Consider the following 25,730-nt stretch of genomic DNA (forward strand, 5'->3'; position numbering starts at 1 on the left):
AATCACCAGCAAGAATGCAAGCACTAATAAAATAGAATATGTATTCAAGTCTCTCACCACTCGCACAAACACTTTCCTCAGTATATAAGATGTCAGACCATGTTGCAAGACTGTTTTCAAAGAAATGAAAAAAGGTCTTCCGCCACGGGAGACGGAAGACCTTTGTCTTAAAAATTACTCAACGATTTCTGTAACTGATCCAGCGCCTACTGTACGGCCACCTTCACGGATTGAGAAACGAGTTTCTTTTTCAAGAGCGATTGGTGCGATGAGTTCAACAGTCATTTCGATGTTGTCCCCAGGCATAACCATTTCAGTACCTTCTGGAAGTTGAACCATACCAGTTACGTCAGTTGTACGGAAGTAGAACTGCGGGCGGTAGTTCGCGAAGAATGGCGTGTGACGGCCACCCTCTTCTTTAGAAAGAACGTAAACTTGCGCTTTGAACTTTTTGTGTGGTGTGATTGTGTTTGGTTTCGCGAGAACTTGTCCACGCTCGATGTCGTCACGTGATACACCACGGAGAAGAGCACCGATGTTGTCGCCAGCTTCAGCATAGTCAAGAAGCTTACGGAACATCTCTACACCAGTACATACTGATTTTTTAGTTTCTTCGTGAAGACCAACGATTTCGATCTCGTCGTTGACTTTAAGAACTCCACGCTCAACGCGGCCAGTAGCAACTGTACCACGACCAGTGATTGAGAAGACATCCTCAACTGGCATCATGAAGTCTTTTTCAGTGTCACGAGTTGGTTCTGGGATGTACTCATCGACAGCTGACATGAGTTCAAGAATTTTTTCTTCCCATTTAGCTTCGCCGTTAAGCGCGCCAAGAGCAGAACCTTGGATAACTGGGAGGTCATCACCTGGGAAGTCGTACTCAGAAAGAAGCTCACGGATTTCCATTTCGACGAGCTCAAGAAGCTCTTCGTCGTCAACCATGTCAACTTTGTTCATGAATACTACGATGAAAGGAACACCTACTTGACGTGAAAGCAAGATGTGCTCACGTGTTTGTGGCATTGGACCATCTGTTGCAGAAACAACGAGGATCGCGCCGTCCATTTGTGCAGCACCAGTGATCATGTTTTTAACATAGTCAGCGTGACCTGGGCAGTCAACGTGTGCATAGTGGCGTTTTTCTGTTTCGTACTCGATGTGAGCTGTTGCGATTGTGATACCGCGCTCGCGCTCTTCTGGAGCACCATCGATTTGGTCAAACTTAGTTGCAGCTTTACCTTGTGCTTTTGCAAGTACAGCTGAGATAGCTGCTGTTAAAGTTGTTTTACCGTGGTCGACGTGGCCGATTGTACCAACGTTAACGTGCGGTTTAGAACGGTCGAATTTTTCCTTACCCATTCTGAATTCCTCCTCTATGTGTCTAATAATTTTTTATAACTAGGAAGGTGAGTCGTAAGATAACGTACACCTTCCTTAGCTTACACTAATCATAAAAGCGTGACAACCTGTGAAGGATTAGCCGTTTGCTTTTTTGATGATTTCTTCCGCAACTGATTTCGGTACTTCTTCGTAGTGATCGAAGTGCATCGAGTACGTTCCGCGACCTTGTGTGCGTGAACGAAGACCAGTAGCGTATCCGAACATTTCAGAAAGTGGAATCATTGAACGGACAACTTGAGCGTTACCGCGTGCTTCCATACCTTCTACGCGACCACGGCGTGATGTAACATCACCCATGATGTCTCCCATGTATTCGTCTGGGATGACGATTTCAACTTTCATCATTGGCTCAAGGATAACAGCGCCGCTCTTATCTTTAAGTTGTTTGACTGCCATTGAAGCCGCAACTTTAAATGCCATCTCGTTTGAGTCGACATCGTGGTACGATCCGAAGACGAGTGAAGCTTTTACGTCAACGACCGGGTAACCAGCAAGGATACCGTTTTGAAGTGCTTCTTCGATTCCGTGCTCAACCGCTGGGATGTATTCACGTGGAACAACACCACCGACGATTTTGTTGTTGAACTCGAAGCCAGCGCCTTCTTCGTTCGGCTCGAATTCTACGACGACGTGACCATACTGACCACGACCACCAGATTGACGAGCGAACTTCGAATCGATCTTCGCCGCTTGGCGGATCGTTTCACGGTAAGCTACTTGTGGAGCACCAACGTTTGCTTCGACTTTGAACTCGCGACGCATACGGTCAACGATGATGTCGAGGTGAAGCTCACCCATACCTGAGATGATCGTTTGACCAGTCTCTGGGTTTGTTTCAGTGCGGAACGTTGGATCCTCTTCAGCAAGCTTAGCGAGGGCTTGACCCATTTTATCTTGGTCAGCTTTCGTTTTTGGTTCGATAGCGACCGAGATAACTGGTTCTGGGAATGTCATTGATTCGAGAACGACGTTGTCTTTCTCTGCACAAAGCGTATCTCCAGTAGTTGTATCTTTCAAACCTACAGCTGCAGCGATGTCACCCGCGTATACCATCGGGATCTCTTCACGGCTGTTTGCGTGCATTTGAAGGATACGTCCAAGACGCTCACGTTTGCCTTTTGTTGAGTTTTTAACGTACGATCCTGCCGAAGCTGTACCAGAGTACACACGGAAGAATGTAAGTTTACCGACGTAAGGGTCAGTCATGACTTTGAACGCGAGTGCAGAGAATGGTGCTTCGTCCGAAGACTCACGCACGATTTCTTCATCCGTATCCATGTCGATACCTGAGATCGCTTTTACGTCGATTGGTGATGGGAGGTAATCGAGAACTGCGTCAAGCATAAGCTGAACACCTTTGTTCTTGAATGCCGAACCTACGAGTACAGGATAGAAGTCAACTGTCAGAGTTGCTTTACGGATAGCCGCTTTCAACTCGTCGATTGTGATTTCTTCACCCTCGAGGTATTTCATCATCAATTCTTCTTCGTAATCCGCAACTGCTTCGATCAATGATCCACGGAGTTCTTCAGCTTGATCAGCGAGATCAGCTGGGAAACCGTCAGTCACTTCGATGTCAGTTCCGAGATCGTTGCCGTACATGTATGTTTTCTGTTCGACGAGGTCGATGATTCCTTTGAATTCATCTTCCGCACCGATTGGAATTTGGATCGCGTGTGCGTTCGCTTGGAGGCGTTCGCGAAGCGTTCCAACCGAGTACAAGAAGTCTGCACCGATTTTATCCATTTTGTTAACGAAAACGATACGTGGTACGCCGTAAGTTGTAGCTTGGCGCCATACTGTCTCAGTTTGTGGCTCAACACCAGACTGAGCGTCAAGTACTGCTACCGCACCATCAAGTACGCGAAGTGAACGTTCAACCTCAACTGTGAAGTCTACGTGTCCAGGTGTATCGATGATGTTTACGCGGTTACCTTTCCATTGAGCAGTTGTTGCTGCCGATGTAATCGTGATCCCACGCTCTTGCTCTTGCTCCATCCAGTCCATTTGTGAAGCACCTTCGTGCGTTTCACCAATCTTGTGGATACGACCCGTGTAATACAGGATACGCTCAGTCGTTGTTGTTTTACCAGCATCGATGTGAGCCATGATCCCGATGTTACGAGTGTTCTTAAGGGAGAATTCTCTTGCCATCTTTAAACATTCTCCTTTCGCATTTTAGTTTAGTGGTCGTGTGTTGCCACACGTCATGACTATACCCGAAAGCCACCTCATAATTCCATTAAAAATGGCATGCATGAGGTGGTGATTTTCGGAATTACCAGCGGTAGTGAGCAAACGCTTTGTTCGCTTCCGCCATTTTGTGCATATCTTCGCGCTTCTTAACAGAAGCACCAGTGTTGTTTGCAGCGTCCATGATTTCGTTAGCAAGGCGCGCATCCATAGTTTTTTCGTTACGGAGACGTGAGTAGTTCACGAGGTAACGAAGTGCGAGTGTCGTACGACGCTCTGGGCGAACTTCGACAGGAACTTGATAGTTAGCTCCACCTACACGGCGTGCTTTAACTTCAAGAACTGGCATGATGTTGTTCATCGCTTCTTCAAAGACTTCCATTGCATCGCGACCTGAACGTTCAGCGATAGTTTCGAAAGCTTTGTATAAGATTTGTTGAGCAGTACCTTTTTTACCATCTAACATAAGACGGTTGATAAGGCGGGTAACGAGTTTAGAGTTGTAGATCGGATCAGCCATTACATCACGACGTTCTGCTTGACCTTTACGTGGCATTCCGAGTCCCTCCTTTCATATAGTGAGGTGATATCTTAAGATATCTAGATTATTTTTTAACTTTAGGACGTTTAGTACCGTATTTCGAACGACCTTGCATACGGCCGTCAACACCAGCTGTATCAAGCGCACCACGAACGATGTGGTAACGTACCCCTGGTAAGTCTTTTACGCGGCCGCCGCGGATAAGAACAACACTGTGCTCTTGAAGGTTGTGGCCGATACCTGGGATGTAAGCTGTTACTTCCATTGTGTTCGTCAAACGTACACGTGCGTATTTACGAAGAGCCGAGTTCGGTTTCTTCGGAGTCATTGTACCTACACGAGTACAAACACCACGTTTTTGTGGTGAGCTGATGTCAGTACGAGCTTTAATGAAGCTGTTGTACCCTTTGTTCAGCGCTGGCGAATCTGATTTCACAACTTTTGATTGACGTCCTTTACGGACTAATTGGTTGATAGTAGGCATCTTTGAGATCCTCCCTTCCTGAATTCATGACAAATTTCAAAACCACCGAGCCGGGTGGTTCATCGAAAGTCATAATGAAACGTTTTGCGTGGCTCAGGCATTCCATCGCCACACAAAACGCATTATCAAACTTTCTTAATGGCAACAGCGGTTGCTGCGACATCGATTCCACAAGCTTTTCCAAGCTCTTGCTTAGAAGGAACATTCACGACTGGAACGTTAGCTTGTTTCGCCGCATCGAGCAATGCTTGTTTTACGTGTTCATCTGCGTCATCCGCAATGATCACTTCCGACGCCTTGCCAGATCGCAATGCTTTGAGCGTTTGCTTTTGACCGACAAACTTCAAATCTGCGCCGACTACTTTTTTGTAAGACATGAAGATATCCTCCAAAATAACACAGCCGGTTGGCAACACTATATCATAGTAGCACCGCCATACCGGCGTGTCAAGGCGTTTTATTCTACCGGAGAATCGGCTTCTACAGGTGCTTCGCCAGCTACTTCGAGATCGATCTGACGGTAACGTGCCATCCCAGTACCAGCTGGAACCAACTTACCGATGATGACGTTCTCTTTCAAGCCGCGAAGGTAGTCGCTCTTCCCTTTAATCGCTGCATCCGTAAGGACACGAGTCGTTTCTTGGAACGACGCAGCCGATAGGAATGAATCTGTTTCAAGTGACGCTTTCGTGATACCGAGAAGAACTGGTTTCGCCGAAGCGAGAGCTTTCCCGTTACGGAGCGCTTCTTTACAAGCTTCCTTGAACGTGCTGATATCGACGAGCGAACCTGGTAAGAGTGAAGTCTCACCAGACTCGATGACACGTACGCGACGGATCATTTGGCGAACCATGACCTCGACGTGTTTGTCACCGATCTCAACCCCTTGCATCCGGTATACTTTTTGAACTTCTTGGAGCAAGTAGTTCTGAACGCCGGATACACCTTTAACGTTCAAGAGTTCTTTCGGATCAATCGAACCTTCCGTGAAGACTTGACCGGCTTTGACCTCGTCCCCGAGCTGAACACGTAGACGCGAACCGAATGGGATCGTGTATGTGCGTGTTTCGCTGAGTCCTTGGACCGTCAATTCACGTTTGTCACGCGATTCCGTGAAGTCGATGACTTGACCATCGATTTCCGAGATGACCGCTTGACCTTTCGGGTTACGCGCTTCGAACAACTCTTGGATACGCGGAAGACCTTGTGTGATATCATCCCCGGCAACCCCACCTGTGTGGAAGGTACGCATCGTAAGCTGCGTTCCTGGCTCACCGATTGATTGTGCCGCGATGATACCGACAGCTTCGCCGACTTCGACGTCGTTGCCTGTTGCCAAGTTGCGTCCGTAACATTTCTTACAGACACCATGGCTTGTGTTACATGTGAAGGCAGTGCGGATCTCAACGTTATCGACACCTGCGTCCGTGATTGCACGAGCGATGTCTTCATCGATGAGTTCGTTCGTTGAAACGAGGACTTCTCCTGTTTCTGGGTGAACGACGTTTTCGAATGCAGTACGGCCGACGAGGCGGTCGTAGAGGCTTTCGATCTCTTCCGTTCCTTCACGGAGTGCTGTGACGCGGATACCACGATCCGTTCCACAATCATCTTCACGGATGATGACGTCTTGAGCGACGTCAACGAGACGACGAGTCAGGTAACCTGAGTCAGCCGTTTTCAAGGCTGTATCGGCAAGACCTTTACGCGCACCGTGTGTTGAGATGAAGTATTCCTGTACCGTTAGACCCTCACGGAACGATGATTTGATCGGGAGCTCGATGATCCGTCCACTTGGAGCGGCCATGAGTCCACGCATACCAGCGAGCTGCGTGAAGTTCGACGCGTTACCACGGGCACCGGAGTCACTCATCATGAAGATCGGGTTGAGACGGTTGAGGGATTTCATCAGACGAGACTGAATTTCATCCTTCGCATCATTCCACGATTTAACGACGCGCTCATAGCGCTCGTCTTCTGTGATGAGACCACGACGGTACGATTTCATGACGCGGTCGACATTGTCCTGCGCTTCAACAAGAATTTCTTGTTTATCCGGAAGAACGATGATGTCCGCGATCCCTACCGTGATACCGGCACGAGTCGAGTGTTTGAATCCGAGGTTTTTCATGCGGTCGAGCATGCGGCTTGTTTCTGTTGTCTCAAACCGTTTGAAGACTTCCGCGATGACATTTCCAAGGAATCCTTTTTTGAACGGGTCGATGATCGGACGGTTCTTCAGTTCTGCCGCGACATCTGTTCCTTTTTCAAGGAAGTACTTGTCTGGCGTCGCTTCTTGAAGGTTCGTCATCGTTGGTTCGTTCAAGTAAGGGAACGTCGTTGGGAGGATCTCGTTGAAGATCAACTTACCGACTGTTGTAATCAATAATTTCTCGTTTTGCTCTTCCGTGAATGTCGGGTTTTTCAGAACGCCGGCTGGAATCGCAACACGTGTATGGAAGTGCGCATAACCATTTTGGTAAGCGATGAGCGCTTCGTTCACTGTCGAGAAGATTTTACCTTCGCCGATCGCGTTTTCGCGTTCGAGCGTGAGGTAGTAGTTACCGAGGACCATATCCTGCGATGGTGTAACGACAGGTTTACCGTCTTTCGGGTTCAAGATGTTTTGTGCAGCGAGCATGAGAAGACGTGCTTCTGCTTGTGCTTCTGCCGAAAGTGGTACGTGAACCGCCATTTGGTCACCATCGAAATCGGCGTTGTATGCCGTACATACGAGTGGGTGAAGGCGAATCGCGCGTCCTTCGACGAGCGTTGGTTCGAATGCCTGGATACCGAGACGGTGAAGTGTCGGTGCACGGTTCAAGAGAACCGGATGCTCACGGATGACTTCTTCGAGGACATCCCAGATTTCAGGTTGAACGCGCTCGATTTTCCGTTTCGCACTCTTAATGTTCGGTGCGATGCCACGAGAGACGAGTTCTTTCATGACGAACGGTTTGAAGAGCTCAAGGGCCATTTCTTTTGGAAGACCACATTGATACATCTTCAGGTTTGGACCAACGACGATAACCGAACGACCAGAGTAGTCGACACGTTTACCGAGCAAGTTTTGACGGAAACGTCCTTGTTTCCCTTTCAACATGTGTGAAAGTGATTTAAGTGGACGGTTACCTGGTCCAGTGACTGGACGACCACGACGACCGTTATCGATCAAAGCATCGACTGCTTCTTGAAGCATCCGTTTTTCATTCTGAACGATGATGTTCGGAGCGCCAAGGTCAAGAAGACGCTTGAGACGGTTGTTACGGTTGATGACGCGGCGGTACAAGTCGTTCAAGTCAGACGTTGCGAAACGTCCGCCATCGAGTTGAACCATCGGACGAAGTTCCGGTGGGATGACTGGAAGTACTTCAAGCACCATCCATTCTGGATTGTTGCCTGAGTTACGGAACGCATCGAGGACTTCAAGGCGTTTGATCGCACGCGTACGACGTTGTCCTTGAATCATACGAAGCTCTTCACGTAATGCAGCGACTTCTTTATCGAGTTCCACGTCACGGAGCAATTTACGAACTGCTTCCGCACCCATTTCAGCAGTGAACGAACGACCGAACTTCTCACGATATGCACGGTATTCTTTCTCTGAAAGGAGTTGTTTCTTCTCAAGTGTCGATTCGCCTGGATCTGTGACGACGTACGATGCGAAGTAGATGATCTCTTCTAACGCACGCGGTGACATGTCGAGGACGAGTCCCATACGGCTAGGAATTCCTTTGAAGTACCAGATGTGCGAAACCGGTGCTGCGAGCTCGATGTGACCCATGCGCTCACGACGGACTTTCGACTTCGTGACTTCAACGCCACAGCGGTCACAAATGATTCCTTTATAGCGGATCCGTTTGTATTTACCACAGTAACATTCCCAGTCTTTTGTTGGACCAAAGATACGTTCACAGAACAAACCGTCTTTCTCCGGTTTGAGTGTACGATAGTTGATCGTCTCCGGCTTTTTCACTTCCCCGAAAGACCATGAACGGATCTTTTCGGGGGAAGCGAGGCCGATTTGCATATATTCAAATCTATTAACATCTACCAAGGGGTGGACCTCCCTTTCGCTTATTCCTCTTCAGTAACAACTGGTGCGACAGGCGCTTGAACTTCTTCGAGTGCTGGAGTCGCGTTCGGGATGTTGTCCTCGTCTTCGTCGCGCATTTCGATTTCTTCATCATCAGCAGACATCATCTTGACGTCCATACCGAGGGATTGAAGCTCTTTAATGAGGACTCGGAACGATTCCGGTACGCCCGGTTGTGGTACATTCTCACCTTTGACGATTGCTTCGTACGCTTTAACACGACCGATCGTGTCATCCGACTTGATTGTAAGGATCTCTTGGAGCGTGTAGGCTGCGCCGTATGCTTCAAGTGCCCATACTTCCATCTCACCGAAACGCTGACCACCGAACTGGGCTTTACCACCGAGCGGTTGTTGTGTGACGAGTGAGTATGGTCCTGTCGAACGTGCGTGAAGTTTATCATCGACCATGTGAGCAAGTTTAATCATATACATGACACCGACAGAGATGCGGTTATCGAACGCTTCACCCGAACGACCATCATAAAGGACAGTCTTCGCGTCGCGATCCATACCTGCTTCTTCAATCGTTGCCCAAACATCTTCCTCACGCGCACCATCGAATACCGGTGATGCGACTTTGATGCCGAGTTGACGTGCTGCCATCCCGAGGTGAAGCTCGAGCAACTGCCCGATGTTCATCCGTGATGGAACCCCAAGTGGGTTCAACATGATGTCAATTGGCGTACCGTCTGGCATGTACGGCATGTCTTCTTCTGGAAGGATACGCGAGATAACACCTTTGTTACCGTGACGACCCGCCATTTTGTCACCCTCGTGAATCTTACGCTTCTGAACGATGTAAGCACGGATCAACTGGTTGACACCAGGTGAGAGCTCGTCCCCATTATCGCGGTCGAAGATTTTGACGTCGAGGATGATTCCATCACCACCGTGTGGTACACGGAGAGATGTATCACGGACTTCACGTGCTTTTTCACCGAAGATTGCATGAAGAAGACGTTCTTCCGCTGTCAATTCCGTCACACCCTTCGGCGTAACTTTACCGACGAGGATATCGCCGTCCTTGACTTCCGCACCGACGCGGATGATTCCGCGATCGTCGAGGTTTTTCAAGGCATCATCACCGACGTTCGGAATATCACGTGTGATTTCTTCCGGTCCGAGTTTCGTATCACGCGACTCACATTCGTATTCTTCGATGTGAATCGATGTGTAGACGTCGTCTTTGACAAGACGCTCACTCATGATGACAGCATCCTCATAGTTGTAACCATCCCATGTCATGAAACCGACGAGTACGTTACGACCAAGCGCAAGTTCCCCACCGTCCATCGATGGACCATCTGCAAGGATCTCGCCTTTATCGACTGGGTCGCCTGCTTTGATGATTGGTTTTTGGTTATAACACGTTCCTTGATTAGAACGGATGAATTTTTGAATCTTGTAACGGTCGAGTTCCCCTTCAACGATGTTGCCATCGACTTCCGTCGTACGACGGACAAGGATTTCACGCGCCGTGACACGCTCAGCGATCCCTGCGTGCTTCGCAACGACAGCGGCTCCTGAGTCTTTCGCAGACACGTACTCCATTCCTGTACCGACAATCGGAGATTCCGGGTTCAGAAGTGGGACGGCCTGACGTTGCATGTTCGCTCCCATGAGGGCACGGTTCGAGTCATCGTTCTCAAGGAACGGGATACAAGCCGTTGCGGCAGATACAACCTGCTTCGGTGAAACGTCCATGTAATCGACACGTGCTGGTTCGACAGACAAGTTTTGTCCACGGAAACGTGAAAGGACGTGTGAATCTTTAAACGTCTTCTCTTCCGTCAACAACATGTTTGCCTGTGCGACGACGTAGAGATCCTCTTCGTCAGCAGTCATGTAGTGGATTTCATCCGTGACAACGCCCGTTTCCGGATCGACACGACGATATGGCGCTTCGATGAAGCCGTACTCATTGACCTTCGCGTACGAAGACAACGAGTTGATCAAACCGATGTTTGGTCCCTCTGGCGTTTCGATCGGACACATACGGGAATAGTGCGAGTAGTGTACGTCACGAACTTCGAAACCAGCGCGCTCACGTGTCAAACCACCAGGTCCGAGTGCTGAAAGACGACGTTTGTGCGTCAATTCCGCAAGCGGGTTCGTTTGGTCCATGAACTGAGACAACTGCGAGCTACCGAAGAACTCTTTAATCGATGCGATAACTGGACGAATGTTGATCAATGCCTGTGGCGTGATCGCATTCTGATCCTGAATCGACATCCGTTCCTTAACGACACGTTCCATCCGTGAGAGACCGATCCGGAATTGGTTCTGGAGCAGCTCACCGACTGAACGAAGACGACGGTTACCGAGGTGGTCGATATCGTCTGTCGTACCGACTTCATGCAATAAGTTGAAGAAGTAGTTGATGGAAGCAATCATGTCAGCAGGCGTGATGTGCTTGATGTCACGATCGATGTTACCGTTACCGATGATATTGATGATGCGTTCACCTTCAGCATCGTCCGGTGCGAACACCTTGATTGACTGTAAGTTGAAAGCCTCACCCTGCGTCACGCCGCCTGTAGGCGTCGCTTCGATGTAACCAACGGATCCTTCGAGGAATGGAAGGACTTTATCGAGCATACGACGATCAAGGACCGTTCCTGCTTCCGCGATGACTTCACCTGTCTCAGGATCAACAAGCGTTTCCGCGAGTTTTTGACCGAAGAGACGGTTCTTAAGATGAAGCTTTTTATTGATTTTATAACGACCAACGTTTGCCAAATCATAACGTTTCGGGTCAAAGAAGCGCGACACGAGCAACGCTTTTGCGTTTTCGACTGTCGGCGGCTCTCCCGGACGTAGACGCTCATAAATCTCGATGAGGGCTTTTTCCGTTGATTCCGTATTATCTTTTTCAAGTGAATTCCGGAGGTACTCATCATCACCGAGAAGATCGATGATTTCCTGATCCGTACCGAAACCAAGAGCACGTAAAAGAACCGTTACTGGAATCTTACGCGTGCGATCAATGCGAACATAAACGATGTCTTTCGCGTCTGTCTCGAGCTCGAGCCATGCACCACGGTTTGGGATGACTGTCGCGGAGAATCCACGCTTACCGTTCTTATCTAACTTATTGTTGTAATAAACACTTGGCGAACGAACAAGCTGCGAAACGATTACGCGCTCCGCTCCATTGATGATGAATGTTCCCGACTCCGTCATAAGCGGGAAGTCACCCATGAAGACTTCTTGTTCTTTCAATTCACCCGTCTCTTTATTTTGAAGACGGACTTTAACGCGTAGTGGTGCCGAATAGGTCACGTCGCGCTCTTTCGATTCATCGATCGAATACTTCGGCTCTCCGAGCGAGTAGTCGATGAATTCTAATACGAGATTCCCTGTGAAATCGGAAATCGGCGAAATGTCATGAAACATCTCACGAAGACCTTCCCGCAGGAACCACTCATACGAATTCGTTTGAATCTCGATTAAGTTTGGAAGTTCCAATACTTCGCTGATACGTGCATAGCTTCTTCTCTGACGGTGACGACCGTACTGAACAAGTTGACCAGTCAACTGATTCACCTCTCAGACCCACTTCTTCTTATAGAGAAGGACGGGTGTAATATCGAACATTGAAGCCATTTTTTGATTGATAAGCGCAAAAAAGCGACGTCTTGTCTACTCAATCATCTGTAGTCGAGAACGCCAGCTGCTTTCAAACATCTTATCCAAAAATCACTCCAATGGCATTTTATAATACTATCATAGACACAACATGCGGTCAACGACAAATCCTTCGATTTGTCAAGACCGAATTGATTTAAATATCGAGTACCCTTTATCGCGGGTAACTGTCTCACACATACCGAATACGTCTTCCATCAATTTCTTCGCTGATGGTCCACCTTGTTTCTTTTGAATGACGACCCAAAGCTCGCCGCCGACGACAAGGTGATCATACGCTTCCCGGAGAATACGATGAACGACCGTTTTTCCCGCCCGAATCGGTGGATTCGTCACGATCGCTGCGAATGTCGATTCGCCTACCCCATCATACCCGTCACTCACACCGGTCGTCACGGAAACACCGTTCGCGCGCGCATTGTCTGCCGCTAGTTCGAGCGCCCGTTCATTGACATCGATCAAGTGCGCCGGACGACCCGTCGACTTCGAGAGCGCGATGCCCATCGGTCCGTATCCGCAACCGACATCCAAGATGTCTCCCGCTACAGCCGGTTCCGTGAATGCCTCAATCAACAGACGGGAACCAAAATCGATTCCGTTCTTCGAAAAGACACCATGGTCCGATGTAAAGCGGAGCGTCTGACCACGCAGGACATATTCCCACGTCTTCGGATCTCGTTTCGATGAAGGGTCATTCGTATAGTAATGATCCGCCATGTTTCCTTCCCCTCTCATGTAAAAGATGAAAACAAAAGAAGCTCGCAATGCGAGCTTCTCTTGTTTCTACGGAAGAAGAAAATTACTTAACTTCTACAGTAGCGCCAGCTTCTTCAAGCTTAGCTTTCATTGCTTCAGCGTCTTCTTTCGAAACGCCTTCTTTAACTGGTGCTGGAGTTCCGTCTACGAGAGCTTTCGCTTCTTTAAGACCGAGACCAGTCAATTCGCGAACTGCTTTGATGACGTTGATTTTACCAGATCCAGCGTTAGTAAGGATAACGTCGAATTCAGTTTGCTCTTCAGCTGCTGCGCCTGCGCCAGCACCTGCAACTGCTACTGGAGCTGCTGCTGATACGCCGAATTCTTCTTCGATTGTTTTTACGAGTTCGTTAAGTTCAAGAACAGTCATGCCCTTGAGGTCTTCGATAAATTGCTCTTTGTTGAAAGCCATTATGGTTTTCCTCCTTTGATTTAGCCCACGTTGGGGTGTGAAAATTGTGTTGGTTGCCTATCCCGCTAAGCAGAAATTAAGCAGATTGTTCTTCTTTTTGCTCTGCGATTGCGTTCGTTGCCACCGCGAGTCCACGGATTGGCGCTTGAAGCACGCTGAGGAGCATCGAAAGGAGACCTTCGCGTGATGGAAGTTCCGCAAGGGCTTTGACATCTTCTACTGAAGTGACTTTGCCTTCGATGATACCACCTTTAAGTTCGAGAGCCTTGTGCGTTTTAGCGAAGTCGTTCAAGATCTTAGCTGGCGCGATAACGTCTTCATTGCTGAAGGCGATCGCACTAGGACCTGTGAAGACTTCATCAAGACCTTCGAGGTTGCTTTGAACTGCCGCGCGGCGGAGGAGACCGTTTTTGTAAACTTTGAATTCAACGCCCGCTTCGCGGAGTTGTTTACGAAGTTCAGTGACTTCTTCTACTGTGAGACCACGGTAGTCGACGACAACTGTTCCTGCGCTCGCTTGGAGTTTCTCAGCGATCTCAGATACGAGATCCGCTTTGACAGCGATAACTTTTTCGTTTGCCATTTCTGTTGCACCTCCTGGTAGATGAAATGTACCGGTGCGAGGGGCTGCTCGATTTCAAATAAAAAGCCTCCGTCTGCAGAGCAGAGGAGGCGTAATCGTCAAAAAGGATACCTGAACAAACAGGCTCTCTGAGCAAGAACACCTCGGAAGGATTTATGCCCATGTGAGCACCTTCTGTCTACGGTATGTCGAAATATATCAACGTTTTATACTGTAACAGCGTTCTTAGAACGTTGTCAAGTTCGTTTTAGACGAAATTATTTCGCGAAGTCAGCTGAAGATACTTTTACACCAGGACCCATTGTAGAAGCGATCGCGATGTTCTTAAGGTATACACCTTTAGCAGTAGCAGGCTTAACTTTTACGAGAGTTTCGATAACTGTGTTGATGTTCTCAACGAGTTTCTCGTTATCGAATGATTTTTTACCGACAGGAACGTGGATGTTACCTGATTTGTCGACACGGTACTCAACTTTACCAGCTTTGATATCGTTGATTGCTTTTGTGACGTCAAATGTAACTGTACCTGTTTTCGGGTTTGGCATGAGGCCTTTTGGTCCGAGAACGCGACCAAGTTTACCAACTTCACCCATCATGTCTGGTGTCGCGACGATAACGTCGAAGTCGAACCATCCTTGTTGGATTTTGTTGATGTACTCAGCATCACCAGCGTAATCTGCTCCAGCAGCTTCCGCTTCTTTTAATTTCTCACCTTTCGCGAAGACGAGAACTTTTTGTGTTTTACCAGTACCGTGTGGCAATACGACTGCTCCACGGATTTGTTGGTCTGCTTTCTTCGGATCTACTCCGAGACGAACAGCCAATTCGATAGTCTCATCGAATTTCGCAGTTGCAGATTTTTTAGTCAAATCTACAGCTTCTGCGAGTTCGTATGAAACCGTACGATCGATAAGCTTAGCAGCTTCTTTGTACTTCTTACCCATTTTAGGTTCCTCCTTTGTGGTTGTGCGGAAAATCCTCCCACATAATGAAAGGGTAGCAGGCTTCAAGAAACTATCCGCCTGCGACCCTCATCGTTGTTCATGGTAATCAAAAAGACATTAGTCTTCGATTACGATACCCATAGAACGTGCAGTACCTTCAACCATCAACATTGCTGTTTCAACAGATGATGCGTTAAGGTCTGGCATTTTTGTTTCAGCGATTTCACGAACTTTGTCACGTTTGACAGTCGCTACTTTCTTACGGTTCGGTTCACCTGAACCACTCTCAATTCCAGCTGCTTTCTTCAAGAGAACTGCTGCTGGAGGAGTTTTAGTGATGAATGTGAATGAACGATCTTCAAAAACCGTGATGACTACAGGGATAATCAAGCCGGCTTGGTCTTGTGTACGAGCGTTGAACTCTTTACAGAAGCCCATGATGTTCACACCTGCTTGACCGAGTGCCGGTCCAACTGGTGGAGCTGGGTTTGCTTTGCCCGCAGGAATTTGAAGTTTTACGAGTTTCATAACCTTCTTCGCCACGAGACACACCTCCTTAATTCTTTAATGTGGTTTAATTGGACGTTGCGCGTCCTCCCACTCATTCTATTCGACGAGTTATTTATCGAAATAAGCACAACATCAAACACGAAAAATTGTATCATTAAAACAAAACATTCGCAATAGGAAACTTAATCGATTTTATCGACCTGTGCGAAATCAAGCTCGACCTTCGTTTCGCGACCGAACATATCAACAGAGACTTTCATTTTCTCAGCATCTGTATCAAGCTCCTCGATCGTACCTTCGAGATTCTCGAAAGCTCCTTCTTTGATTCGGACGATTTGTCCGAGTGAGAAGTCGTAACGGCTCTTCAGATCGACGAGACCCATTGATCCAAGGATGTTTTCTGCTTCTTCCGGAAGGAGTGGTGTCGGTTTTGAACCGCCGCCGACTGATCCGAGGAAGCCCGTGACGTTCGGAGTATTCCGGACGACATACCAAGAATCATCCGTCATGACCATCTCGACGAGGACATACCCCGGGAAGATCTTGACTTCACGTTCCTTGATTTTCGTTTCTCCCTTTTTGTTCGTTACTTCTTCTTGTACCGTTTCAATCGGAACGAGTACACGGAAGATTTTTTCGTCCATGTTCATGGATTCAATCCGACGTTCAAGGTTCGCCTTGACGTTGTTTTCAAATCCGGAATACGTTTGGACGACAAACCATTGTTTCTCCATGGTAGGCCACCTCTTCTTTTTACTTAATCAACCAGCTCATCAATGCGCTAAGCCCTGAATCGACGCCGAAGATGAAGACACCCATGAAGATCACCATACCGATGACCGTCAATGTGTATTTCGTCAGCTCTTTCCGTTTTGGCCAGCTCGTCTTTTTCAATTCATTCCATACGTCACGCAAAAATTTCATCGTACTTTCCCTCCAGGATGTAATAAATCGGGACAGATGAAGCCTTATTTCGCTTCTTTATGAATCGTATGCGCGTTACAACGACGGCAGAATTTCTTCAATTCCAAGCGGACAGTGACGTCCTCTTTTTTCATCGTCGTATAGTCGCGGGCACCGCAATTATCACAAGCAAGGCCTACTTTCTTCGCCATCTCAAAGTCCTCCTTCTTTGCCACTCTTCTCTTCTGTTAAGGTACTTTCCTTCCGAAAAAGAGCGTAAAAAAAAACGCCTATGAGCGGCGTCTCGCTAGTAAGGCGCTAGTTATACAGTAGCATAGGAAGGGATTACGGTCAATCTACCTCTCTGTTAGACCGTCATCTTTCGTGCTTCGAGATAACGCTCAAGCTTACGCTTGACGCGTTGCAAGGCATTGTCGATCGATTTGACATGACGATCGAGGTCGTCAGAGATTTCCTGATACGTCCGTCCGTCGAGATAGAGCGCGAGGACCTTCCGTTCGAGGTCGCTCAGAATCTCATCCATCTTCGATTCGATGTCTGCGTATTCTTCCCGGTTGATGATCAAGATTTGTGGATCAGAAGGTGCTGTCGACGTGATGATATCAAGTAACGTCCGCTCCGATTCATCGTCATAGATCGGTTTATCGAGCGAGATGTACGAGTTCAACGGGATATGTTTCTGACGTGTCGCCGTCTTGATCGCAGTGATCATCTGTCGCGTGATGCATAATTCGGCAAATCCTTTAAACGAGGCGAGCTTATCCGTTCGGTAATCCCGTACAGCCTTATAGAGACCGATCATTCCTTCTTGAATGATGTCTTCCCGGTCTGCCCCGATCAAAAAGTAAGAACGGGCTTTGGCACGTACGAAATTTCGATACCGCTCGATCAAAAATTCGAGCGCATCGCTGTTATCGAACTCTTTCGCTTGTTCTACAAGCGCTTCATCGGTCATGCACTCAAACTGGTCGAACGAAACCAAACTCATCCTATATCCCTCCAAGCATCATTGACGAATAGTTCAATTGTTTTTAATTATACAATAATTACCTGTCGCACGACAATGAAAATTGGCATGACCTCTTTTGTTGTATCCAAAATGTATCTTTTCCACAAAAAAATCCACCGCTCTCGAATGAAGGAGAACGGCGGATTGCTCATACGAATGGTTCATATCATGTATCTGAATTCTTTCGTCGACGAATCGCTTCGAGGCGCGCGACGACGTCTTCCGGTAAATCAATCTTCGAGCGCGGTTGAGCCGTCGTTTTCGCAGACGTCGTTTGTTGCTTGATGACGACAACTGCTGCTTTCCACTCACGCCGGAGTTCCTGCGCTGATATACGGAGTGCTCCAAGCGTGAAGATGACCCATTGCTCCGTGTAGTCGTTCGTCGCTACCGTCAGCTTGACCCGGATATCCTGCAGCCAGTCAGCGGCGGTTTTCTCAATCCACTCGTCCGCCGTCTCGTTTTCTCGTGTATAGACGATATCGATTCCGCTTTTTAGCATCCGAGACTCACGCCCTGGTTGCAGATAGGCATCAAAGACGATCGTAACGCTGATCCCTGTGACGGCTTGGTACTCCGCCATCGCATGAATCAACCGTTCCCGTGCTAATTCAAAGTCTTGCTCCCGCAACGTCCGAAATTCTGGCCATGCGCCAATGATATTGTAGCCATCTACGATGAGGCGATCATATTTCATCGCGCATACGGCTTTCTAGTCCGGTAGACTTCATATAATAATAGCGAAGCCGCAACCGATGCGTTGAGCGACGTGACATGTCCTGCCATCGGGAGGTGGACGAGGAAGTCACATTTCTCACGTACGAGCCGGCTCATTCCTTTTCCTTCACTTCCAATGACGATTCCGAGCGGCATCGTACCATCGAGTGTCCGGTAGTCGTCACTTTCACGTGCATCCGTTCCGACGAACCAGATGCCTTGTTTCTTTAGATCCTCCATCGTCCGAGCGAGGTTCGTCACGCGAACGACCGGGATATGTTCGATTGCGCCTGTTGATGCCTTCGCGACGACTTGCGTCAATCCGACTGAGCGACGCTTCGGAATGATGATCCCGTGTGCTCCGACAGCATCTGCCGTCCGCAAGATCGACCCGAGATTATGTGGATCCTCGAGTTCATCAAGCATGATCAAGAGCGGTGTTTCATCCTTTTGACGTGCAAGCTCGAAGATATCTTCCATCTCGGCGTACTCATACGCAGCAACCGCTGCGACGACACCTTGGTGATTTTCCGTTCCAGCTAAACCGGTTAACCGTGAACGCGGTACGAGCTGGATTTGGATGCCCGCTTCCTGCGCCATCGCATGGATGACGGCAAGCGGTCCTTTTTGTTGTCCTTCCTGCAAGAACAGCTTGTTCATCTCTCGTCCACTCCGCAATGCCTCTAGGACCGGATTACGACCTGACAAGAAATCTTGTCCTTCTTCGAGTGGTTCGATCGCGACGGGCTGTTCCTTGACCGGAGCGGCTTTTCGTTTCTCTTGTGCTGGGCGCTGTGCCTTCGTTTTCGGCTTCATACCGGTAGCCTTAGGATTCGTCTGTTTTTTCGGCTTCGAGTAGTTCGAACGCTTGTCCGATGAGTTCTTCAAGGCGATCCCCTCCTTCTGAAAGATAAATATAACCGAGCAATGCTTCAAATGCTGTCGCGTAGCGATACGTATGGACGTCCGTGCTCTTCGGGACAGAACCGGATTTTGCGTTCTTCCCGCGCCGGACGACCGCTGCCTCTTCTTCCGTCAACGCATCCGTGTTCAACCAGTGCGTCACGACCGTCGCTTGTGCTTGTGCCCGAACGTACCGGACAGCTGCTTTGTGCAACTCGCCCGGCTTCACATAACCTTGTTCGAGCAATCGCTCCCGCACACGAATCTCATAGACGACATCGCCCATGTACGCTAACGCGAGTGCATTCAGTTGTTTGTAGTTCTTCATCCGCGCTTCCACCGCATCCCTTGCGCTGTGTCTTCCAGCAAGATCCCTTGATCACGTAGCTGATCGCGGATTGCGTCCGCTCGTGCGAAGTCACGATTTTGACGGGCTGTGTTCCGCTCTTCGATCAACTGTTCGACTTCTTCATCGAGTAAGCCTTTGTCGACTGTCAACGTGACACCGAGAACATCTGATAATTCCGAGAAGAGTGCGAGGAACTGTTCGAGCACCTGTTTCGACACATGTGCTTCTCCAAGGTACAAGTTGGCTTCTTTCGAGAGATCGAATAAATCCGTCACAGCGTTCGCTGTATTGAAATCATCATCCATCGATGTGATGAAATGTTCCTTGATCGCCGCTAGACGATTCAACCACTTCTCGTCACCTGTTCCGAGATCGGCCGTCATTTCAAGGCGGTGTTCGATGTTTGCGACCGATTCCCGAATCCGTGCGAGACCATTCGCTGCTTGATCGATCAGTTCACGACTGTAGTTGATCGGGTGACGATACTGAACCGATAACATGAAGAAACGTAACACCATCGGATCAACCGCTTGGATCGCTTCATGGACCGTCAAGAAGTTACCGAGCGACTTCGACATCTTCTCGTTTTCGATGTTCAAGAACCCGTTATGCATCCAGTAGTTCGCGAACTTCTGTGAGTTGCATGCTTCTGACTGGGCGATCTCATTCTCATGGTGCGGGAACTTTAAGTCTTGTCCACCAGCATGAATGTCAATCGTCTCTCCAAGGTATTTCTTTGCCATCGCCGAGCACTCGATGTGCCAGCCTGGTCGTCCTTCGCCCCATGGACTCGTCCATGCCGGCTCACCTGGTTTTGCTGCTTTCCAGAGCACGAAATCAAGCGGATCTTCTTTTTTCTCTCCGACTTCGATTCGTGCGCCTGCGCGCAATTCATCGATCGACTGTTGGCTCAATTGACCATAATCCTTGAAACTACGCGTCCGGAAGTAGACATCCCCGCTTGATGCGTAGGCATTGCCTTTTTCGACGAGGACTTCGATGAAGGCGATGATATCGTCCATCGTTTCCGTGACGAGTGGATGGATATCCGCTTTTTGGACATTCAAGGCGCCCGTATCCGCGTGATACGCCTCGATGAAACGTTTCGTCAACGCATGATAGTCTTCTCCGAGTTCGTTCGCTGTCCGGATGATCTTATCATCGACGTCCGTGAAGTTCGAGACATATTTAACTTCGTATCCGCGGTATGTGAAGTAGCGACGGACCGTATCGAAAACGATTGCTGGACGCGCGTTCCCGATATGAATGTAGTTGTAAACCGTCGGGCCACAGACATACATCTTGACCTTTCCTTCTTCTAATGGTTTAAATGGTTCCTTTTTTCCGGTCATGCTGTTGTACAGTTGAATCATGACGTCGCCCTCCTTTAATCCGTTCAATTTCTTGTTTTAATACTTCTAGTTCCATTTCAATCCGCTCTTGGCATTCGCTGACCGGATCCGGGAAACGATGATCAAGTGGTGCTTCGACCTTCATGCCGTCTTGAATGACGACACGTCCCGGAATGCCGACGACAGTCGCATTGGGAGGAACGTGTTTTAAGACGACAGAACTAGCACCGATTTTTGAGTATGCCCCAATCGTGATATCACCAAGGACACGGGCACCGGCAGAGACAAGTACGCCGTCTTCAATCGTCGGATGACGCTTTCCTGTTTCTTTCCCCGTTCCGCCGAGTGTCACGCCTTGAAACAACGTGACGTCATCACCAATGATCGTCGTCTCACCAATGACGACACCCATCCCGTGGTCAATAAAGAACCGGCGTCCGATCGTCGCTCCTGGATGAATCTCGATGCCTGTCAAAAAGCGACTGAACTGCGAAATTAATCGACCGAGTAAGCGGAACTTTGCGTTCCAGAGTCGATGGGCCAGACGATGCATCCAAATCGCATGTAAGCCCGGGTATGTCAAAATGACTTCTAACGTGCTGCGGGCAGCTGGATCTTGCTCAAACACATTGCGGATATCTTCTCGTATCCGTGTCATATACGTTCTCCTCTCCATAAGAAAAAGCGCCTCTATGCATTGCTGCACAGAGACGCTAACGAAGCGCGGTCCCACTCTGTTTGGACGATTGACTCGTCCCTCTCGACGTCCGTTAACGCCGGAGATACGTCTGCGCCTACTCTCACGGATTTCGGGCAGCACTCAGAGGGGCATTTCATGATTCGCTTCTTCAAGCCCTCGCACCATTCGAGCTTGTCTCTGGAGAAGAAGACGCATCGTTACTTTCCTCGTCTACGCTTTCGTTATTCTGCTTCAAGCCGTGCAAGCACACGGTCTTTTCCTAGTAATTGAATCGTGTTCGGGAGTTCTGGACCATGCGTCTGTCCTGTCGTCGCGACACGAATTGGCATGAATAAATTCTTTCCTTTTTGACCAGTCGCTTTTTGCGTCGCTTTGATCGATGCTTTAATTGCTTCTGGTGTCCACTCTTCGAGAGCACGTAACTGGTTCGCGAATTCTGCAAGTACAGTCGGAACCGTCTCGCCACTCAAGACAGTGTTTGCCTCTTCATCATACACCACTTCGTCCTCAAAGAACATCTCTGAAAGCTTGACGATTTCCGCGCCATGCGTCATCTGTTCGCGGTATAACGCGACAAGATCACGTGCCCAAGCGAGCTCTTCTTCTGAAGGTGACGCTTCGACGCGACCTGCTTCTTGTAGGAACGGAAGACTTGCTTCGAATACTTCTTCGAACGATTGATGTTTCATGTACTGGCTGTTGATCCAAGCTAGTTTGTTTTGGTCGAAGACAGCTGGACTCTTCGAGAGACGATCCGCGTCAAAGATCTCGATGAACTCTTCTTTCGTGAAGATCTCTTGTTCGCCGACTGGTGACCAACCGAGAAGCGTGATGAAGTTGAGCAATGCTTCCGGGAGATAACCGAGCTCTTTATACTGCTCGATGTACTGAATGATCGAGTGATCACGTTTCGAGAGCTTCTTGTGTGATTCGTTGACGATCAATGTCATGTGACCGAACGTCGGGTATTCCCAACCGAACGCATCATAGATCATCATCTGTTTCGGTGTGTTCGAAATATGATCATCCCCACGAAGGACATGACTGATCGCCATCAAGTGATCGTCGATGACGACGGCAAAGTTGTACGTCGGAATGCCATCTTTTTTGACGATGACCCAGTCACCGAAGTCTTTTGATTCGAATGAGACGTCGTCTTTGACGATATCATTCCATGTATACGTGACATCTTCCGGTACACGAATCCGAATGGACGGTGTGCGACCTTCTGCGCGGAACGCTTCTTCTTGTTCTGCTGTCAGGTTACGGTGTGCCCCTGAATAACGTGGTGCTTCTCCGCGTGCGATTTGCGCTTCGCGTTCTGCTTCGAGCTCTTCCGATGTCATGTAGCAACGGTAAGCAAGTTCTTTTTCAAGTAACTCGTCCGTGTACTTTTGATAGATATCGAGACGCTCCATTTGTGAATAAGGACCGTACTCGCCACCGCGACCTGGACCTTCGTCCCAATCGACACCGAGCCACTCGAGGTTCTTCATTTGACTCTCGACACCGCCTGCGATGTTCCGCTTTTGGTCCGTATCCTCGATTCGTAATACCATCTTACCGCCTAAGTGGCGCGCAAACAGATAGTTAAATAATGCAGTCCGGGCATTCCCGATATGCAAGTGTCCTGTTGGACTTGGGGCATAACGTACTCGTACTTCTGCCATTGCCAATCACTCCTTCGACTAAAATTCGCTTATCTAGTATACCTTATTCTTCGATTCGTTTCAGTAGAATCACTGCTTGACAAGCGATTCCCTCTTCTCGTCCCGTAAAACCTAACCATTCCGTCGTCGTTGCCTTGACATTGATCTGTTCAATGTCCGCTTCGAGCAATTCCGCGATCCGCGCACGCATCGTGTCGATGTACGGACGAAGCTTTGGTGCCTGTGCGATGACTGTCGCATCTAGGTTGCCAAGCTCATACCCTTGTTGTTTAACGAGCGCGTAGACATGCTGCAGCAATTTTGCTGAATCGGCATCCTTGAATTCCGGATCCGTATCCGGAAAATGTTTTCCGATATCCCCTGCTGCGATTGCACCAAGTGCCGCGTCGGCAATCGTATGTAACAAGACGTCTGCATCCGAGTGACCGAGCAATCCTTTCGTGTGCGGAATCTCGATGCCGCCTAAAATCAATTTCCGATCTTCTGCAAAGGCATGTACATCAAAACCTTGTCCAATTCGAATCATCGTCATTTCCCTCGTTTCATTAGAATCGCTTCACCGAACCACAAATCGTCCGGTGTCGTCATCTTGATATTTTCGTAGTGACCGTGGACGATCGTTACTTTTCCTCCGTCCCATTCTATCAAACTTGCATCGTCGGTTCCTAGGTATTTCGTTGCCGCTTTTTCATGAACCGTGCGAATCGTCGCAAGATCAAACGCTTGTGGTGTCTGCGCTGCCATCAGGTGTTCCCGCGGGACGGTCTCGCTGATGTGGTTCGCTTCGATCCGTTTGACGGTATCTTTGATCGGCACGGCAAGAATCGCCGCCTGATCTAGGACTGCTGCCTGGACGACTGCATGAATCGCTGCTTGTGAAATAAACGGTCGGGCCCCATCATGGATCAGAACGATCCCTTCGCCTTCTAACGCCTCAAGACCACGGAGCACACTTTCCTGACGTTCGGCACCACCCGCGACAAGTCTAATCGATGTCTTATAAGACGCGATAAGACTTGTAAACCATTCCTGTTCTAGTGGATTGATCGCAAGGACGATTTCCGTACATGCCGGATCTGCCTCGAAGACATCCAGTGTCCAAGCGATGATTGGACGTTCTCTTAGTTCAAGCATCAATTTATTACGATCTGCGCCCATCCGCTTACCGGCACCGGCAGCGGGGATGACGACGCGATATGTGGCTGTAGACATCCCATTCCCTCTTTTCTCTCTCACTGATCATCGTGATCCATTCCATCACACCGAAAACGGACTCGATCATGAAATCGAATCCGTTGCGGGGTCTATCCGAATGCCTCTCGATGTCTCTCTAGGCATAGTGTCTCATTTTTCTTGTGGTTTCGCAAAAATCATTCGTCCAGCTGACGTCTGCAAGACACTCGTGACGACAACGCCAATCGTTTTCGAAATGAGGTGTTTGCCTCCTTCAACAACGACCATCGTCCCATCTTCGAGATAGGCGATACCCTGTTTTTGTTCTTTTCCTTCCTTGATGACAAGGACGGTCATCTCTTCTCCTGGAATGACGACTTGTTTGACGGCATTCGCCAGATCATTGATGTTGAGGACAGGAACATGTCGGACTTCACAGACTTTGTTCAAGTTATAGTCGTTCGTGACGACGATCCCTTTGACGAGTTCCGCGAGTTTGATCAGCTTAATATCGACTTCCGGTACATCCTCGAAATCGCCATCATAAATTTCGACCTCGACTCCAGGGATCTCTTGTAACTCTTTTAAGACATCGAGTCCACGACGTCCACGATTTCGTTTCAACGTATCGGAAGAATCGGCGATGTATTGCAACTCACCGATGACGAATTGCGGGACGATCAGTTTTCCTTCGACGAAACCGGTCTTCGTGATATCCGTGATCCGCCCGTCGATGATGACGCTCGTATCGAGTACCTTACTGTTTGATTTAACTGGAACGACGACTTCTGGCGTCGCCTTTTTCTCACTTTGGTTGCTGCGTAAGAAGATTTTCGTCAATTCATGACGTTTACGATACCCGACCGTAAAGCCAAGATATCCGAACAACGCGGTCACGAAGATCGTTAAGACGTTACTGAGGACAGGAATACCTACCAAATCAATCAATGTACTGACGAGGAAGGCAAGTACCAACCCAATCAACAAACCAAATGTTCCAAAAAAGAGATCTGCTACTGGGGCTTTGACGAGTCGTTCTTCTAAAAATCGGAGAAGTCGAATTACCGAATCCGTAATGAATAATCCAATTAATAAGAATATGAGTGCACCAATCGTTCCAGTTACGTATTCGCTCATCAACCATGCAGGGAATGTCGTATTCGTTGCCGTTTCAATTAATTGGAAGAACTGAGGAAGCAACAAGATCCCGAGGGCAAGTCCGAGTAATGCAAAAAATACCCGAATGACGATTTTCAATCTTCTCACCTCCTTTGCTTATTTTAAGTTCATTGTAACATGTACTGATTTGAACTACCTACGCCGGAAGGAGGGGAAACTGTTTACATATCCATTACAGTTC

At 48.5% G+C, this 25,730-nt stretch carries 25 protein-coding genes and 2 other annotated features; all 25 genes read right to left on the reverse strand.

Translation table 11 applies throughout. From position 1 onward, the window contains the following. Nucleotides 1-174 precede the first annotated feature (174 nt). The 25 genes from tuf to KNQ06_RS16470 all read right to left on the reverse strand — a co-directional run bounded on the left by tuf (nucleotide 175) and on the right by KNQ06_RS16470 (nucleotide 25,627). The gene (tuf, locus tag KNQ06_RS16350) at nucleotides 175-1,362 is read right to left on the reverse strand and encodes an elongation factor Tu (protein ID WP_058266098.1); all 1,188 of its coding nucleotides are present in this window, start codon (nucleotides 1,360-1,362) and stop codon (nucleotides 175-177) included. A gap of 117 nt (nucleotides 1,363-1,479) precedes the next feature. After that, nucleotides 1,480-3,558: an elongation factor G gene (gene fusA, locus KNQ06_RS16355; RefSeq protein ID WP_050677142.1), complete on the reverse strand. Its 2,079-nt coding sequence runs from the start codon at nucleotides 3,556-3,558 to the stop codon at nucleotides 1,480-1,482. Between the two features lie 124 nt (nucleotides 3,559-3,682). Continuing rightward, nucleotides 3,683-4,153 (reverse strand): 30S ribosomal protein S7, encoded by a 471-nt coding sequence (rpsG, locus tag KNQ06_RS16360; protein WP_023466623.1) that lies wholly within the window; start codon nucleotides 4,151-4,153, stop codon nucleotides 3,683-3,685. Nucleotides 4,154-4,202: 49 nt separating this feature from the next. Further along, the gene (rpsL, locus tag KNQ06_RS16365; protein WP_023466621.1) at nucleotides 4,203-4,622 is read right to left on the reverse strand and encodes a 30S ribosomal protein S12; all 420 of its coding nucleotides are present in this window, start codon (nucleotides 4,620-4,622) and stop codon (nucleotides 4,203-4,205) included. A gap of 125 nt (nucleotides 4,623-4,747) precedes the next feature. Continuing rightward, complete coding sequence (locus KNQ06_RS16370; RefSeq protein WP_023466620.1) at nucleotides 4,748-4,999, reverse strand: ribosomal L7Ae/L30e/S12e/Gadd45 family protein; 252 nt, start codon at nucleotides 4,997-4,999, stop codon at nucleotides 4,748-4,750. Between the two features lie 80 nt (nucleotides 5,000-5,079). After that, nucleotides 5,080-8,679, reverse strand: a complete 3,600-nt coding sequence (rpoC, locus tag KNQ06_RS16375; protein WP_050677143.1) for a DNA-directed RNA polymerase subunit beta' — start codon at nucleotides 8,677-8,679, stop codon at nucleotides 5,080-5,082. 20 nt (nucleotides 8,680-8,699) lie between these two features. Next, nucleotides 8,700-12,257 carry a DNA-directed RNA polymerase subunit beta gene (gene rpoB / locus KNQ06_RS16380; RefSeq protein ID WP_064300988.1) on the reverse strand — a complete coding sequence of 1,186 codons (3,558 nt, stop codon included), beginning with the start codon at nucleotides 12,255-12,257 and terminating at the stop codon, nucleotides 8,700-8,702. A gap of 231 nt (nucleotides 12,258-12,488) precedes the next feature. Next, nucleotides 12,489-13,085, reverse strand: coding sequence for a class I SAM-dependent methyltransferase (locus KNQ06_RS16385; RefSeq protein ID WP_023466614.1), 597 nt, complete (start codon nucleotides 13,083-13,085; stop codon nucleotides 12,489-12,491). Between the two features lie 82 nt (nucleotides 13,086-13,167). After that, nucleotides 13,168-13,536, reverse strand: coding sequence for a 50S ribosomal protein L7/L12 (rplL, locus tag KNQ06_RS16390; protein WP_023466613.1), 369 nt, complete (start codon nucleotides 13,534-13,536; stop codon nucleotides 13,168-13,170). Between the two features lie 76 nt (nucleotides 13,537-13,612). Then, entirely contained in the window at nucleotides 13,613-14,119 is a 507-nt protein-coding gene (rplJ, locus tag KNQ06_RS16395) for a 50S ribosomal protein L10 (RefSeq protein ID WP_023466611.1), read from the reverse strand. 50 nt (nucleotides 14,120-14,169) lie between these two features. Next, nucleotides 14,170-14,321, reverse strand: a sequence feature (ribosomal protein L10 leader region). A 55-nt stretch (nucleotides 14,322-14,376) separates the two neighbouring features. Further along, a complete protein-coding gene (rplA, locus tag KNQ06_RS16400) occupies nucleotides 14,377-15,063 on the reverse strand; it encodes a 50S ribosomal protein L1 (protein ID WP_023466610.1) in 687 nt (228 codons plus the stop codon). Nucleotides 15,064-15,180: 117 nt separating this feature from the next. Next, the gene (rplK, locus tag KNQ06_RS16405) at nucleotides 15,181-15,606 is read right to left on the reverse strand and encodes a 50S ribosomal protein L11 (RefSeq protein ID WP_023466609.1); all 426 of its coding nucleotides are present in this window, start codon (nucleotides 15,604-15,606) and stop codon (nucleotides 15,181-15,183) included. 149 nt (nucleotides 15,607-15,755) lie between these two features. Next, the gene (gene nusG / locus KNQ06_RS16410; RefSeq protein ID WP_023466607.1) at nucleotides 15,756-16,307 is read right to left on the reverse strand and encodes a transcription termination/antitermination protein NusG; all 552 of its coding nucleotides are present in this window, start codon (nucleotides 16,305-16,307) and stop codon (nucleotides 15,756-15,758) included. Nucleotides 16,308-16,326: 19 nt separating this feature from the next. Then, nucleotides 16,327-16,497: a preprotein translocase subunit SecE gene (secE, locus tag KNQ06_RS16415; RefSeq protein WP_023466605.1), complete on the reverse strand. Its 171-nt coding sequence runs from the start codon at nucleotides 16,495-16,497 to the stop codon at nucleotides 16,327-16,329. A 44-nt stretch (nucleotides 16,498-16,541) separates the two neighbouring features. Then, nucleotides 16,542-16,688 (reverse strand): 50S ribosomal protein L33, encoded by a 147-nt coding sequence (gene rpmG, locus KNQ06_RS16420; RefSeq protein ID WP_023466603.1) that lies wholly within the window; start codon nucleotides 16,686-16,688, stop codon nucleotides 16,542-16,544. A 155-nt stretch (nucleotides 16,689-16,843) separates the two neighbouring features. Then, the gene (gene sigH, locus KNQ06_RS16425; RefSeq protein WP_029343084.1) at nucleotides 16,844-17,485 is read right to left on the reverse strand and encodes an RNA polymerase sporulation sigma factor SigH; all 642 of its coding nucleotides are present in this window, start codon (nucleotides 17,483-17,485) and stop codon (nucleotides 16,844-16,846) included. A 187-nt stretch (nucleotides 17,486-17,672) separates the two neighbouring features. Next, the gene (locus tag KNQ06_RS16430) at nucleotides 17,673-18,203 is read right to left on the reverse strand and encodes an NYN domain-containing protein (protein WP_215148937.1); all 531 of its coding nucleotides are present in this window, start codon (nucleotides 18,201-18,203) and stop codon (nucleotides 17,673-17,675) included. Then, entirely contained in the window at nucleotides 18,200-18,883 is a 684-nt protein-coding gene (gene rlmB, locus KNQ06_RS16435) for a 23S rRNA (guanosine(2251)-2'-O)-methyltransferase RlmB (protein ID WP_412767687.1), read from the reverse strand. Before rlmB ends, KNQ06_RS16430 begins: the two co-directional genes overlap by 4 nt. Before the next feature lie 166 nt (nucleotides 18,884-19,049). Continuing rightward, nucleotides 19,050-19,454, reverse strand: a complete 405-nt coding sequence (locus tag KNQ06_RS16440) for a Mini-ribonuclease 3 (RefSeq protein ID WP_023466600.1) — start codon at nucleotides 19,452-19,454, stop codon at nucleotides 19,050-19,052. Next, on the reverse strand, nucleotides 19,451-20,848 hold the full coding sequence (cysS, locus tag KNQ06_RS16445; protein WP_058705176.1) for a cysteine--tRNA ligase: 1,398 nt from the start codon (nucleotides 20,846-20,848) through the stop codon (nucleotides 19,451-19,453). Before cysS ends, KNQ06_RS16440 begins: the two co-directional genes overlap by 4 nt. After that, nucleotides 20,802-21,521 carry a serine O-acetyltransferase EpsC gene (epsC, locus tag KNQ06_RS16450; protein ID WP_255343794.1) on the reverse strand — a complete coding sequence of 240 codons (720 nt, stop codon included), beginning with the start codon at nucleotides 21,519-21,521 and terminating at the stop codon, nucleotides 20,802-20,804. Before epsC ends, cysS begins: the two co-directional genes overlap by 47 nt. Nucleotides 21,522-21,530: 9 nt before the next feature. Continuing rightward, nucleotides 21,531-21,749 (reverse strand) — a binding site (T-box leader). Further along, nucleotides 21,749-23,197 carry a glutamate--tRNA ligase gene (gene gltX, locus KNQ06_RS16455; RefSeq protein ID WP_215148939.1) on the reverse strand — a complete coding sequence of 483 codons (1,449 nt, stop codon included), beginning with the start codon at nucleotides 23,195-23,197 and terminating at the stop codon, nucleotides 21,749-21,751. Its footprint overlaps the feature before it by 1 nt. A 43-nt stretch (nucleotides 23,198-23,240) precedes the next feature. Continuing rightward, nucleotides 23,241-23,723 (reverse strand): 2-C-methyl-D-erythritol 2,4-cyclodiphosphate synthase, encoded by a 483-nt coding sequence (gene ispF / locus KNQ06_RS16460; RefSeq protein WP_029343079.1) that lies wholly within the window; start codon nucleotides 23,721-23,723, stop codon nucleotides 23,241-23,243. Between the two features lie 2 nt (nucleotides 23,724-23,725). Next, complete coding sequence (ispD, locus tag KNQ06_RS16465) at nucleotides 23,726-24,409, reverse strand: 2-C-methyl-D-erythritol 4-phosphate cytidylyltransferase (protein ID WP_214772577.1); 684 nt, start codon at nucleotides 24,407-24,409, stop codon at nucleotides 23,726-23,728. A gap of 132 nt (nucleotides 24,410-24,541) precedes the next feature. Beyond that, on the reverse strand, nucleotides 24,542-25,627 hold the full coding sequence (locus KNQ06_RS16470) for a PIN/TRAM domain-containing protein (RefSeq protein WP_023466590.1): 1,086 nt from the start codon (nucleotides 25,625-25,627) through the stop codon (nucleotides 24,542-24,544). Nucleotides 25,628-25,730: the final 103 nt, after the last annotated feature.

The sequence above is a fragment of the Exiguobacterium sp. s91 genome, assembly GCF_018618915.1.
GTDB classification, from domain to species: domain Bacteria; phylum Bacillota; class Bacilli; order Exiguobacteriales; family Exiguobacteriaceae; genus Exiguobacterium_A; species Exiguobacterium_A abrahamii.